Source organism: Amycolatopsis sp. CA-128772, assembly GCF_002904295.1.
Classification (GTDB): Bacteria; Actinomycetota; Actinomycetes; order Mycobacteriales; family Pseudonocardiaceae; genus Amycolatopsis.
Genome location: NZ_PPHG01000078.1, coordinates 64,797 through 77,696 on the forward strand (window position 1 = coordinate 64,797; position 12,900 = coordinate 77,696).

13 protein-coding genes are annotated in these 12,900 nt (G+C 69.4%); 9 read left to right on the top strand and 4 right to left on the bottom strand.

All coding sequences use genetic code 11. From position 1 onward, the window contains the following. Positions 1–8: 8 nt before the first annotated feature. On the bottom strand, positions 9–920 hold the full coding sequence (locus C2L59_RS31715; protein WP_103353213.1) for an aminoglycoside phosphotransferase family protein: 912 nt from the start codon (positions 918–920) through the stop codon (positions 9–11). Between the two features lie 92 nt (positions 921–1,012). Here C2L59_RS31715 and C2L59_RS31720 point away from each other — a divergent pair, with 92 nt between their 5' ends. Next, positions 1,013–1,885 (top strand): SPFH domain-containing protein, encoded by an 873-nt coding sequence (locus C2L59_RS31720; protein ID WP_103353214.1) that lies wholly within the window; start codon positions 1,013–1,015, stop codon positions 1,883–1,885. Here C2L59_RS31720 and C2L59_RS31725 read toward each other — a convergent pair. Then, positions 1,882–2,604: a DUF4190 domain-containing protein gene (locus tag C2L59_RS31725; protein WP_103353215.1), complete on the bottom strand. Its 723-nt coding sequence runs from the start codon at positions 2,602–2,604 to the stop codon at positions 1,882–1,884. The two genes, C2L59_RS31720 and C2L59_RS31725, sit on opposite strands and share 4 nt — an antisense overlap. A 175-nt stretch (positions 2,605–2,779) precedes the next feature. On the opposite strand from C2L59_RS31725, the gene C2L59_RS31730 reads away from it, so the two are divergent. The 6 genes from C2L59_RS31730 (at position 2,780) to C2L59_RS31755 (ending at position 9,170) form a co-directional block, all read left to right on the top strand. Then, positions 2,780–3,976, top strand: coding sequence for an acyl-CoA dehydrogenase family protein (locus C2L59_RS31730; protein ID WP_103353216.1), 1,197 nt, complete (start codon positions 2,780–2,782; stop codon positions 3,974–3,976). A gap of 113 nt (positions 3,977–4,089) precedes the next feature. Next, the gene (locus C2L59_RS31735; protein ID WP_199199359.1) at positions 4,090–4,617 is read left to right on the top strand and encodes a general stress protein; all 528 of its coding nucleotides are present in this window, start codon (positions 4,090–4,092) and stop codon (positions 4,615–4,617) included. 245 nt (positions 4,618–4,862) lie between these two features. Beyond that, on the top strand, positions 4,863–6,185 hold the full coding sequence (locus tag C2L59_RS31740) for an ABC transporter substrate-binding protein (protein ID WP_103353218.1): 1,323 nt from the start codon (positions 4,863–4,865) through the stop codon (positions 6,183–6,185). Continuing rightward, positions 6,182–7,153, top strand: coding sequence for a carbohydrate ABC transporter permease (locus C2L59_RS31745; protein ID WP_103353219.1), 972 nt, complete (start codon positions 6,182–6,184; stop codon positions 7,151–7,153). Before C2L59_RS31740 ends, C2L59_RS31745 begins: the two co-directional genes overlap by 4 nt. After that, complete coding sequence (locus C2L59_RS31750) at positions 7,153–7,992, top strand: carbohydrate ABC transporter permease (protein ID WP_103353220.1); 840 nt, start codon at positions 7,153–7,155, stop codon at positions 7,990–7,992. The genes C2L59_RS31745 and C2L59_RS31750 overlap by 1 nt, the downstream gene beginning before the upstream one ends. 2 nt (positions 7,993–7,994) lie before the next feature. Further along, positions 7,995–9,170, top strand: a complete 1,176-nt coding sequence (locus C2L59_RS31755) for an ABC transporter ATP-binding protein (protein WP_103353221.1) — start codon at positions 7,995–7,997, stop codon at positions 9,168–9,170. 7 nt (positions 9,171–9,177) lie between these two features. Here the strand turns inward: C2L59_RS31755 and C2L59_RS31760 are convergent, their stop codons facing one another. Next, on the bottom strand, positions 9,178–10,041 hold the full coding sequence (locus C2L59_RS31760) for a hypothetical protein (protein WP_103353222.1): 864 nt from the start codon (positions 10,039–10,041) through the stop codon (positions 9,178–9,180). Positions 10,042–10,327: 286 nt separating this feature from the next. Here C2L59_RS31760 and C2L59_RS31765 point away from each other — a divergent pair, with 286 nt between their 5' ends. Then, positions 10,328–10,522 carry a PspC domain-containing protein gene (locus C2L59_RS31765; RefSeq protein WP_003095420.1) on the top strand — a complete coding sequence of 65 codons (195 nt, stop codon included), beginning with the start codon at positions 10,328–10,330 and terminating at the stop codon, positions 10,520–10,522. Positions 10,523–10,597: 75 nt separating this feature from the next. Here C2L59_RS31765 and C2L59_RS31770 read toward each other — a convergent pair whose 3' ends face one another. After that, positions 10,598–11,263 (bottom strand): TetR/AcrR family transcriptional regulator, encoded by a 666-nt coding sequence (locus tag C2L59_RS31770; RefSeq protein WP_103353223.1) that lies wholly within the window; start codon positions 11,261–11,263, stop codon positions 10,598–10,600. A 118-nt stretch (positions 11,264–11,381) separates the two neighbouring features. Between C2L59_RS31770 and C2L59_RS31775 the strand changes: the two genes are divergently transcribed. Beyond that, a complete protein-coding gene (locus C2L59_RS31775) occupies positions 11,382–12,881 on the top strand; it encodes an MFS transporter (RefSeq protein ID WP_103353224.1) in 1,500 nt (499 codons plus the stop codon). The last annotated feature ends 19 nt before the right edge of the window (positions 12,882–12,900 follow it).

Consider the following 12,900-nt stretch of genomic DNA (forward strand, 5'->3'; position numbering starts at 1 on the left):
CGCTGACACTATCGGCTGGCTGCCCAGGGAGCGATTTCCGCCACTGTGAGAAAGGCCGGGTCGTCGCTGTCCTCGCCGGATTCGAGGTGCTCCTCGACCATCCAGATCCAGTTCAGCACGGCCCGCACGAGCGTCCAGGCGCGGGCCTTCTCGGCGTCCAGCTCCTGTGCCGCGACGACCATCGCGAACCGGTCGTCCAGTGTGGACTCGGTGAAGCGGTTCCAGAGCAACGGGATAACGCCCCATTCGAGGTCGCCCGCCAGTGGCTTCGGGTCGATCACCAGCCACGGCTCGCGGGTGCCCGCCAGGACGTTCTGGAAGTGCAGGTCTTCGTTGACCAGCAGGCCACCGGCGCTGGGCCCCAGTTCCCGGCAGATCGCGACGGCGTCGTCGACCAGCCGCCGGTCGAACGGCTCGCCGAGGTCCCGCCACCGTCGCGGCAGCTCTTCCACGAGGAAGAAGGCGTCGGCACGCAGCCGCCGCCGCAACAACGGTGGTGCGGGCACGGCCAAGCGCCGCGCCAGCGAGCTGATGAGCGGGATCGCCTCGCGCAGCGGCAGGTCGTCGAGGGTGCGGCCGGCGTCCAGGCGTTCGAGCAGCAGGACGCTGTCCTCCGGCGCGGATTCCAGCAGCAGCACCGCACCCCGGCCGGCCCATGTGGACAGTGCGAGCGACTCGCCGGCCGATTCCCGGTCGCGCCAGAACAGTTTCAGCACCACCGGCGTGCCGTCGGCGCGGCGCGCGGGCTGCACGACGCCGACGTAGCCGTGCATCGCTTCGCCCTCGAACGTCAGCTCCCACTTCCGCGCGTACGCCGCGGCGAGCTTCGGCAACGAGGCCACCCACCCGGCGGCCCCGAGACCGAGCACCTGTGGCGCCCTGGCGGCGAACAGCGGCGGTACCCGAAGGTCGTTCACCACTCCAGGATGGCGGCGGCGTCCAGCGCTTTTCCCGCTGGTCCGCACGGGCGTACGCTGGGCTTTCAGGGGAAAACGCAACCCCGGGAGCAGCCATGGTGGTGGAAATCCTCAGCGCTGTCGTCATCGCGGGCGGGGCCTGGCTCGCGTCGAGCGTGCGCGTGGTGAAGCAGTACGAACGCGGACTCGTCTTCCGGTTCGGCCGCGTGCGGTCGAAGGTGCGGGAGCCGGGCCTGGCGGTGCTCGTGCCGTTCGCCGACCGGATCCAGAAGGTCAACATGCAGATCGTGACCATGCCGGTCCCGGCCCAGGACGGCATCACCAGGGACAACGTCACGGTCCGGGTCGACGCGGTCGTCTACTTCAAGGTCATCGACCCGGTCGTCGCGGCGGTCAACGTCCAGGACTACCGGTCGGCGGTCGGCCAGGTCGCGCAGACGTCGCTGCGCTCGATCATCGGCAAGAGCGACCTCGATGACCTGCTCTCCAACCGCGAACGCCTCAACGAGGGCCTGGAGCTGATGATCGACAGCCCGGCGCTGGACTGGGGCATCCACATCGACCGCGTCGAGATCAAGGACGTCGCCCTGCCGGAGGCGATGAAGCGCTCGATGTCGCGGCAGGCCGAGGCGGAGCGGGAACGACGCGCGCGCGTCATCTCGGCCGACGGTGAGCTGCAGGCGTCGTACAAGCTCTCGCAGGCCGCCGCGCAGATGGCCGACACCCCGGCCGCGCTGCAGCTGCGGCTGCTGGAGACCGTGGTGCAGGTGTCGTCGGAGAAGAACTCGACGCTGGTGCTGCCGTTCCCGGTGGAGCTGCTGCGGTTCCTCGACGCGCAGACGCCGAAGGCGGCCCCGCCGCCGCCCGAGCCCGCCGCCGAGCCCGCCGCCGAGCCGAAACCGGAGGTCAACGGGCACGCGACGCCGTCGCCGCGCAGCCCCGGCGACGCGGTGCTGCCGGCGGACTAGCCGCCGAGGTCGCCGTGGGCGCCCAGGATGATCATGGTGGTGAAGAAGCCGACCCAGAGCGCGAGGACGATGTAGCCGACGATCACGGCGCCCGTGGCCAGCCCGCGGCCGCCCGCTTCGCCGCGGTTCGTCTTGCCCAGCGCGATGTGGCCCAAGATGATCCCGGCGACCGCGGTGATGATGGAGCAGAAGCCGAGGATCGAGCACACCAGGGCGCCGATCGCCAGCGAGTTGTCCTGCCCGCGCGGGGCGGTCGCGTACGGCTGTCCGTACGGCAGGGGCTGCGCGTACGGCGCTCCGTAGGGCTGGCCGTAGGCCGGCGGGTACGGCTGCTGCTGGTAGGGCTGGCCGGGCTGCGCGTAGGGCGTGCCGGGGATGTGGGCGGCCGGGGTTTCGTACGCCCCGGGCGGCAGCTGACCGGGATAGCCCGCGGGCGTTCCGTAGGCGCCGGGCGGCACCGCGGTGGGCGTTCCGTATGCGCCGGGGAAGTCCGCGGCGGGCGGTTCGTACTCGCCGGCCGGCCCGGGCTGCTCCGCGGCGACGGTCGTGCCGGACGTGTCCGCCGTGGCCGTCGGGGGTGTCTCGGCGATGGTGGCGTCGGCGGCCGGCGGGTCGTACGTCTCCGGCTGGTACGACGCCGTATCCGCGGCCGGCGGCGGGTCGTACGCCGTGGTCGGGTCGGTGGCCGGACGGTCCTTGTCCCCGGACGGGTCGGTCATGGCGAGTCCCCTCGTGCGTGTGGGGACCACGTTAGCCGGGGTCCACCGGGACCGGCCCGGCCCGGCGCGGTTCGCCGGAGCGTGAGCGCCCTCATAGCAGCGTCGGGCGTTTCGGGTCATACTCACCGGTAACCCAGCGCCGGGAGCGGCGTCGTACTCCGGAAAGGGAGCCGTGATGGCCCGTCTCGCCCAGACCGCCGGCCTGACCGACGTGCAGTCGGAGATCCTCGCGACCGTCCGCCAGTTCGTGGACAAGGAGGTCATCCCGCACGCGCAGGAGCTCGAACACGCCGACACCTACCCCGCCGACATCGTCGAGGGCATGAAGGAAATGGGCCTGTTCGGGATCACCATCCCGGAGGAGTACGGCGGGCTCGGCGAGTCGCTGCTGACCTACGCGCTGGTCGTCGAGGAGATCGCGCGGGGCTGGATGAGCGTGTCCGGCGTGATCAACACCCACTTCATCGTCGCGCACATGATCACCCGCCACGGCACGGACGCGCAGAAGCAGCACTTCCTGCCGCGGATGGCCACCGGCGAGGTCCGCGGCTCGTTCTCGATGTCGGAACCCGACCTCGGCTCGGACGTCGCCGCGATCAAGACGAGGGCGAAGAAGTCCGGCGACGGTTACGTCATCGACGGTTCGAAGATGTGGCTGACCAACGGCGGCTCGTCGAACCTGATCGCGCTGCTCGTCAAGACCGACGAGGGCGCCGAGAAGCCGCACCAGAACCTGACCACGTTCCTGGTCGAGAAGCCGGAGGGCTTCGGCGAGGTGGCGCCCGGGCTGACCATCCCCGGCAAGATCGACAAGATGGGCTACAAGGGCGTCGACACGACCGAAGCGGTCTTCGACGGCTTTGGGATCGGTGCCGACATGGTGCTCGGGGAGGCGCCCGGCAAGGGCTTCGCGTACATGATGGACGGTGTCGAGGTCGGCCGCGTGAACGTCGCCGCGCGCGCGTGCGGCATCGCCATCCGGGCGTTCGAGCTGGCCGTCGAGTACGCCCAGCAGCGCAAGACCTTCGGCAAGGCGATCGCCGAGCACCAGGCCGTCGCGTTCAAGCTGGCCGAGATGGCGACCAAGGTCGAGGCGGCGCACCTGATGATGGTGAACGCGGCCCGGCTCAAGGACTCCGGCGCGCGCAACGACGTCGAGGCCGGCATGGCGAAACTCATCGCGTCGGAGTACTGCGCGGAAGTCACGCAGGACGCGTTCCGGATCCACGGCGGTTACGGCTACTCGAAGGAGTACGAGATCGAGCGGCTCATGCGCGAGGCGCCGTTCCTGCTCATCGGCGAAGGCACCAGCGAAATCCAGAAGACGATCATCAGCCGCGGCCTGCTGCGGGAGTACAAGTCCCGCTCCTGAGCGCGTTTGTCGCCCTGTCGACAAACCGCGCTCGGGCCTTTCGGGGTAAGCGGCTCGCACGGTCCGGGTGTTCTTGACAAGATGGACACCCAGGACCCACGAGTGCGCAGGTGATGATGGTGAGTAGTCCCTTTGGCGGGGGCCGGGCGCCCGGTGGCCTGCCGCGGCTGCCGACCCCGCCGACCGGCTGGCCGATCGGGTCGTACGCGACTTACGGCGAGGCGCAGAAGGCGGTCGACTTCCTCGCCGAGAGCGAGTTCTCCGTCGGCGACGTCACGATCGTCGGCGTCGACCTGATGCTCGTCGAGCGCGTGATCGGGCGGCTCACCTGGGGCCGCGTGCTCGGCACCGGCGCGGTGTCCGGCGCGTGGTTCGGCCTGTTCGCGGGGCTGCTGCTGGGGTTGTTCGTCAACCAGGGCTTCGCGTTGCAGGTGCTGACCGGGGTCGTGCTCGGGGTGTTGTCGGGGCTGATGTTCTCCGCGATCGGCTACAGCATGTCGCGGGGCCGCCGCCGGGACTTCTCTTCGGCGAGCCAGCTCGTCGCCGGCCGCTACGACGTCCTGTGCCAGCCACGTTCGGCCGAGCAGGGGCGCGAGCTGCTCGCCAAGCTGGCCCTCAAGCCGCCGTCCGTGAACCCCTGAAAAACCCCTGTCTTACCAGGCAAGGATCACGATTCGGCGCGCGGTGGGCTGAATCGTTACCGATACTGCTTGCGGGGTGTGATCGCCCGGCATAAGTTGTCCGACACCAGTCGGGCGGCCTCGCCCAACCAGCGCGGCGGCCCGAGCACTAGCACGTCGGGGTGCTGGCGCGGTTTCGCCTTCATCGCGTCGCGGTGCCCACCGGGTACCGCGGTAACCGGCGTGCACGCGGGTGAGGAGGCCTTATGGGGAAGAGGATCGGCGCGGGCAAACGGGGACGCTCGCCCGGCCGCACCGCAGTCCTGCTGGGGGCAGGGGCATTGGTGACCGGCATGCTGGCCGGGTGCGGGACGAGTTCCGGACTGAAGATCAACATCTACATGTCGCCGGAGGACAACTTCCAGAAAGTCGTCGACGGCTGCAACGCCAAGGCGGCCGGGAAGTACGAGATCGTCTACAACAAGCTGCCGCGCGGGGCCGACGACCAGCGGCTGCAGATGGCGCGCCGGCTGGCCGCGGGCGACACCGCCATGGACATCCTGGGACTCGACGTCACGTGGGTCTCGGAGTTCGCCGAAGCCGGCTGGGCCGAGGAATGGACCGGCCAGAACAAAGCCGAGGCGTCGCAGGGCGTCCTGCAGGGACCGCTGGACACCGCGACCCACAACGGGAAGCTGTACGCGGCCACCAAGAACACCAACGTCCAGCTGCTCTGGTACGACGACCGGGTCACGCCGAAGCCGCCGGCGACCTGGGACGAGATGATGCAGAAGGCCCAGGAGCTCAAGGGGCAGGGCAAGCCCTACGAAATCGTGTTCACCGGCGCGCAGTACGAAGGCCTGGTCGTCTTCTACAACACGCTGGTCGCGTCGATGGGCGGGCACATCCTGTCCGACGACGGCAAGTCCGTGGTGATGGACGACGGCGCCGTGAAGGCGTTGGAGCTGCTCAAGAAGGTCTCGACGTCCGGGCTCACCGACCCGTCGCTGAGCAACATGAAGGAAGACGACATCCGGCAGGCGTTCCAGCGTGGCCAGGCCGCGTTTCAGCTGAACTGGCCGTATGTCTACGCCGCCTACGCCAAGGACAAGAAGGCCGATCTGCCGCACTTCAAGTGGGCGGTCTACCCGGCGGCCCAGGCCGGGATGCCCGCGCGGACCACGATCGGCGGGTTCGACCTGGCGGTGAGCACGTACTCGCAGCACAAGCCGGAGGCGTTCGAAGCGGCGCTGTGCCTGCGCAGCCCGGAAAGCCAGAAGATCTCCGCCATCAACGACGGCGTGCCGCCGAGCATCGAATCGGTGTACCACAACGACGTTCCGCTCGACCCGGGCAAGCCGGCCTCGGCCGACAACCCGAACATGGCGACCCAGTACCCGATGCGCGACGCCATCCTCGCCGCGCTCAAGACCGCCGCGGTCCGGCCGCTGACCCCGGCGTACCAGAACGCCTCGACGGTCATGTCCAAGGTGCTTTCGCCGCCGTCGGACATCGACCCGCAGGCCACCGCGGCCAAGCTGCGCGAGCAGCTCGGTGACGCGCTCCAGTCGAAGGGAGTGATCCCGTGACCGTCCAGGACTCGACCCCGGCGGAAACCACCGGGGCCACGGTCGCCGGCGAGGCGACCTCCCGTCAGAAGGGCAAACCCGCCCTCTCCGAAGGGAAGCGGGCCGAGCGGCGGCTCGGGCTGTGGCTGTGCGCGCCCGCGTTCATCGTGATGATCGCGGTCACCGGCTACCCGATCCTCTACTCGATCTGGCTGTCGCTGCAGCGGTACGACCTGCGGTTCCCGGCGCAGCAGCAGTTCGTCGGCTTCGACAACTACGGCGCCGTGCTGTCCAGTTCGTACTGGTGGACGGCGTTCGGCACCACGATGTTCCTGACCGTGGTGTCGGTGGCCATCGAGTTCGTGCTCGGCATGGCGCTGGCGCTGATCATGCACCGGACGCTCGTCGGCCGCGGCCTGGTCCGCACCGTCGCGCTGATCCCGTACGGCATCGTCACGGTCGTCGCGGCGTTCTCGTGGTACTACGCGTGGACGCCGAAGACCGGCTACCTGGCGAACATGCTCGCCTCGGACGCCGCCCCGCTGACCGAACAGTGGCCGTCGCTGTTCATCATCATCGGCGCCGAGGTGTGGAAGACCACGCCGTTCATGGCGCTGCTGCTGATGGCCGGCCTGGCGCTGGTGCCGGACGACCTGCTCAAGGCGGCGGCGATGGACGGCGCGAGCGCGTGGCAGCGGTTCACCAAGGTGATGCTGCCGGTGATGAAGCCGGCGATCCTGGTGGCGCTGCTGTTCCGCACGCTCGACGCGTTCCGCATCTTCGACAACATCTACGTGCTCACCAACGGCGCGCAGGACACCGGGTCGGTGTCGATGCAGACCTACGACAACCTCGTCAAGGGCCTCAACCTCGGCATCGGGTCGACGATGGCCGTGCTGATCTTCATCACGGTGGCGATCATCGCGTTCCTCTTCATCAAGGTGTTCGGCACCGCCGCACCTGGTTCGGACAACGGGGGTAAGCGCTGATGACGATGGGAACCGTCACGACGGGCCGCAAGGTCAGGTGGGGCCTGGTCGACATCCTCGTGCTGGTGTTCGCGCTGGTGCCGGTGCTCTGGGTGGTTTCGCTGTCGTTCAAGACCAAGGACACGATCACCGACGGGTCGTTCATCCCGCAGTCGTGGACCTGGCAGAACTACGCCGACATCTTCCAGACCTCGGAGTTCCTGCTGGCGCTGGTCAACTCGATCGGCATCGCGATCATCTCGACCGTGATCGCGGTGGTGCTGGGCACGATGGCCGCGTACGCGGTCGCCCGGCTCGACTTCCCCGGCAAGCAGGTCCTCGTCGGGCTGTCGCTGCTGATCGCGATGTTCCCGCAGGTGTCGCTGGTGACGCCGTTGTTCAACATCGAGCGGAACATCGGGCTGTTCGACACCTGGCCGGGGCTGATCCTGCCCTACATCACGTTCGCGCTGCCGCTGTCGATCTACACGCTGTCGGCGTTCTTCCGGGAAATCCCGTGGGAGCTGGAAAAGGCGGCGAAGATGGACGGCGCCACCCCGGCGCAGGCGTTCCGGAAGGTGATCGCGCCGCTGGCCGCGCCGGGTGTGTTCACCACGGCGATCCTGGTGTTCATTTTCTGCTGGAACGACTTCCTGTTCGCCATCTCGCTGACGTCGACCACGGCGTCGCGCACGGTGCCGGCGGCGCTGTCGTTCTTCACCGGGTCCTCGCAGTTCGAGGACCCGACCGGGCAGGTGAGCGCGGCCGCGGTCGTGATCACCGTCCCGATCATTGTGTTCGTGTTGTTCTTCCAGCGTCGCATCGTGGCGGGGCTGACCTCCGGTGCGGTGAAGGGGTAGTCATGGCAGAAATCGTCCTCGACAAGGTGTCGAAGAAGTACCCCGACGGCGCGCTCGCCGTGTCCGAAGTGGACATCACGATCGCCGACGGCGAGTTCATCATCCTGGTCGGCCCGTCCGGCTGCGGGAAGTCGACGACGCTGAACATGGTGGCCGGCCTGGAGGACATCTCCGCCGGCGAGCTGCGGATCGACGGGCAGCGCGTCAACGAAAAGGCGCCGAAGGACCGGGACATCGCGATGGTGTTCCAGTCCTACGCGCTCTACCCGCACATGAGCGTCCGGGAGAACATGGCCTTCCCCCTGCGGCTGGCCAAGGTCGACGACAAGATCGTGCGGGCGAAGGTGGAGGAAGCGGCGACGATCCTCGACCTGACCCCGCACCTGGACCGCAAGCCGGCCAACCTCTCCGGTGGCCAGCGCCAGCGCGTCGCGATGGGCCGGGCGATCGTGCGGAGCCCGAAGGCGTTCCTGATGGACGAGCCGCTGTCCAACCTGGACGCCAAGCTGCGCGGCCAGATGCGGACGTCGGTGTCGAAGATCCAGAAGCAGCTCGGCACGACGACGCTGTACGTGACGCACGACCAGACCGAGGCCATGACCCTGGGCGACCGGGTCGTGGTGCTGCGGGCCGGGTACGTGCAGCAGATCGGCTCGCCGCAGTTCCTCTACGACAACCCGGCGAACCTGTTCGTGGCCGGGTTCATCGGCTCGCCGTCGATGAACTTCGTCCCGGCGACGCTGGAGAACAACGAGCTGCGCAGTGCACTGGGCACGACGCCGCTGACCGACCGGGTCCGGCAGCTGGTGGAGCGGGCGAACGCGCCCCGCGACGTCATCGTCGGCATCCGGCCGGAGCACTTCGAGGACGCCGGTCTCGTCGCCGACAAGACCGGCGGGGGGACGTTCACCGCGCACATCGACGTGCTCGAGTCGATGGGCTCGGAGAAGTTCGCCCACTTCACGCTGGAGGGCGAAGCGGCCACCGCCGCGGAGCTGGCCGAGCTGGCCGCGGACAGCGGTTCCTCCGACGTGCCGGGCGCGGAGTCCCAGATCGTGGCGCGGTTGTCGGCGGAGTCGTCGGCGTCCGAGAACGCCGACCTCGAGGTCTTCTACGACGCCGACAAGATCAAGCTGTTCGACCCGTCCAACGGCAAGAACCTCACCTACGAGGACTGAGTCCGCGTCAAGCCGCCGGGAGGCGGGGGAAGATCGAGCCGGCCGCACCGCGGGCGAGGGCGCACGTGCCGTCGCCCGCGGTGCCTGCCGTCTCGACCACGCTGATCTCCGCCAGCTCGCGGTGGCCCGGCAGGCCGGGAGCCGGCTGGGTGGTGTCGACCAGGCAGAACGCGCCGGATGGCCGGACGTGGGCGTCGCGGCCGCCGAGCTTCTCGGCCGGGCCGGCCGGCTCCGCCGTCTGCACCGTCAGCTTCAGGCTCACCTTGCCGCGGATGCAGCTGTGCCCGGACAGGCCGGTCGCGGGCCGGCTGGCGGGACCGGCGGCCGCATCGACGTCGTGGTGGTCGAGCAGGACGCAGGGCGCCACGCGGCCCCACGAACGGTCCGGGAAGTTCAGCCGGCCGACCTTGTGCGCGGTGATCGCGGCCAGCGCCGAGCCGACGGCGGCGTCCGCGACGTCGCAGCGGCCGTCCTGGTCGCCGCCGTCGTCGGTGACCGACAGGTCGAGCCGGTTGCCGTCGGCGAAGGTGATCGCGCGGGTGCACGCGCTGCGGTCGTTGAACATCGACTGCTGGATCGCGACGCCGTCGGGCACCGGTCCCGCGTAGTCGTAGGGCTTGATGTTCGGGTCGGAGTCGAAGGCCAGCGGCCCGACGAGGATCGTTCGCGGGCCGGCCTGGGCGTGGCAGCTTTCGAACGTCGGGACGGCGACCGCGCCGGGCGCCACCGCGGGCACGTCGAGCAGGCTGCAGTAGTCGACGGTGCCGAAGTCGCCGAGCGCGTCGGCGGCGGTCAGCGGCGTGGGCCCGGAATTCTGCTCGGGCGCGGCCTGGGTGGTGGCGCAGCCGCTCGCGAGGAGGGCGCAGAGCATCGCAACGGCCAAGCTTTTCGGACGCGGGTACACGGGGTGCAAGTATCACCACATCGCGCGGAAAAACCAGCCCTGACGGGGACATCTCTCAATATTCTCCGGATCGCTCCGGACGAACCCGCTGTTCAGGCGGATTTCGGAGAGCGCGCCCGGCTTTCGGGGCAGTCCTGAACGTTTTTCGGATTTGTCGTCCCCTAAGGGAGCGATCCTTCCCGCGAGCGATGCGGAAGCGGGTACTCCGGTGGTGAAGTGGAGCTATCGGAACTTCGAGGAAAGGGAAACGACGATGAGCGCACCGGTCACACGACGGCTGTCCCGCCCGCGCCACGGCCGCATGATCGGCGGCGTCTGCGCGGGCCTGGCCCAGCGGTACGGCATGAAGCCCGGCACGGTCCGGCTGCTGGCCGTGCTGTCCTGCCTGCTGCCCGGGCCGCAGTTCGTGGCCTACCTGATCCTGTGGGCGGTCATCCCGGCCGAGTAGCCGGCTTGGCACGCAGGGGGAAATCGTTTCGCGGCGCCGGTGATCCGAAGGTGGTCACCGGCGCGCTGCCGTGCGTCAGGGACGCCAGCAGGACATCGCTTCGTCGACCTCGTCCACACCCAGCGGGGGCCGGGGCAGCTTCGACGGCTTGCCGGGCTGGGCCCGCAAGCCGTCCAGGAGCATCGCGAGGCAGCGGCGCCACAGGTCCGGCTCCACCGCCGACGTGAACTCGATCACCGAGCCGATCATCATGTGCAGCAGCGGGGTGTCCGTCGGGGAGAAGTCGGCGCGCAGGCCGCCCGCCTCCTGGGCCCGCTCGACGAGCCGTGTGATCAACGGCACCAGGCGGGCTTTTTCCTCGGCCACGTGCTCGTGGCCGAACTTGTTCGACAGCATGATCTCGCGCAGCCCGCGGTCGCCCGAGTGGAGTTCGATCGACTTCCAGGTGAAGTCGACGAACGCCTGCCAGGCGTCCTCGGCCTTCAGCGCCTCTTCGGCGAGCGTGCCGATTTCCTCCATCCGCTCGGCGAACATCGCCTCCACCAGGTGTTCCTTGCTGGGGAAGCGGCGGTACACCGTGCCGACGCCGAGGCCGGCGTGGTGGGCGATGTCGTCCAGCGTGGCGTCGAGCCCGCGCCGGCCGAACACCTCGCGGGCCGACGCGAGGATGCGACGGCGGTTGAGTTCAGCGTCACGCCGCAGCGGCCGCGCCGGTGCGGCGGGACCAGCGTCCCGTGCCATGCGTCCAGTCTAACCCGAGAAGTAGAGGCGCTCTCTCCGGTTCTTGTGTACCTTGGGGCGAGTAAGGGGAGATACCTACTCCACATAATCTTCTGATCACGTTCTGTGAGGACCCTTCATGTCCGAGTCCACGCTCGCCGTCGCGCCGTCGGGGGACACGCGCGCCGTCGAAAACCCGCACCACGCCAGACGCTGGCTGATCCTGGTGATGATCGGCATCGCGCAGCTGATGGTCGTGCTGGACGCGACCGTCGTGAACATCGCGCTGCCCTCCGCCCAAGTCGACCTCGGTTTTTCCAACGACGCCCGGCAGTGGGTCGTCACGGCGTACGCGCTCGCGTTCGGCAGCCTGCTGCTGCTCGGCGGGCGGCTCGCGGACCTCTTCGGCCGCAAGAACGCCCTCCTCGTCGGCCTGGCCGGCTTCGCCGCCGTGTCCGCGCTCGGCGGCTTCGCGACCAACATCGAGATGCTGCTGGTCGCCCGGGCGGCACAGGGCGTGTTCGGCGCGCTGCTCGCGCCCGCCACGCTTTCGCTGCTGACCACGACGTTCACCGACCCGAAGGAACGCGGCCGCGCGTTCGGCGTGTTCGGCGCCATCGGCGGTGGCGGCGCGGCGGTCGGCCTGCTGCTCGGCGGCGTGCTCACCGAGTACCTCGACTGGCGCTGGTGCATGTTCGTGAACATCGTCTTCGCGGTCATCGCGTTCGTGGGCAGCTCGGTCCTGCTGCGCAACCAGCGTGACGAAGGCCCGCGGCCGAAGCTCGACCTGCCCGGCACGGTGACGGCGTCGGCCGGCCTGTTCGCCCTGGTCTACGGCTTCGCGAACGCCGAGTCGGACTCGTGGTCCGCGGTGTCCGTCTGGGGCTTCCTGGCCGCCGGCGTGGTGCTGCTGGGCGTGTTCGTGTGGCTGCAGCAGCGCGTCGAGCACCCGCTGCTGCCGCTGCGCGTGCTGCTCGACCGGGACCGCGGCGGCTCGTACCTGGCGATGTTCCTGCTCGCCATCGGGATGTTCGCGATCTTCCTGTTCCTGACGTTCTACGTGCAGCAGAACCTGCAGTTCACGCCGATCCAGAGCGGCCTCGGGTTCCTGCCAATGGTGGCGACGCTGATGCTGGCCGCCACCTCGGCGACGGCCGTGCTGCTGCCGCGGTTCGGCCCCCGGCCGCTGGTGCCGACCGGCATGGCGATCGCCGCCGGCGGCCTGTTCTGGCTGAGCGGGATCGGCCTCGACAGCACCTACGCCTCGGGCGTGCTCGGCCCGCTGCTGGTGATGGGCTTCGGCATCGGGCTGGCGATGGCGCCGGCGATGAGCGTCGCGACGTTCGGCGTCGAGGCGCACGACGCGGGTGTCGCGTCGGCGGCGGTGAACACGATGCAGCAGGTCGGCGGCTCGATCGGCACGGCGCTGCTTTCGACGCTGGCCGGCAACGCGGCCGTGGCCTACCTCGCGGGCAAGGCCCCGACGCCGCAGCTGGCGGCCGAGGCGGCCATCGAGAGCTACACGACGGCGTTCACCTGGGCCGCGGTGATCTACGTGGCGGGCGCGGTGCTCACCGGCCTGCTGCTGCGCCCGGGCGCCCCGAAGGGTGAGGCGGCGCCGGGCGTCGTGCACATCTAGCCCGTCGGACGGGCCTCCT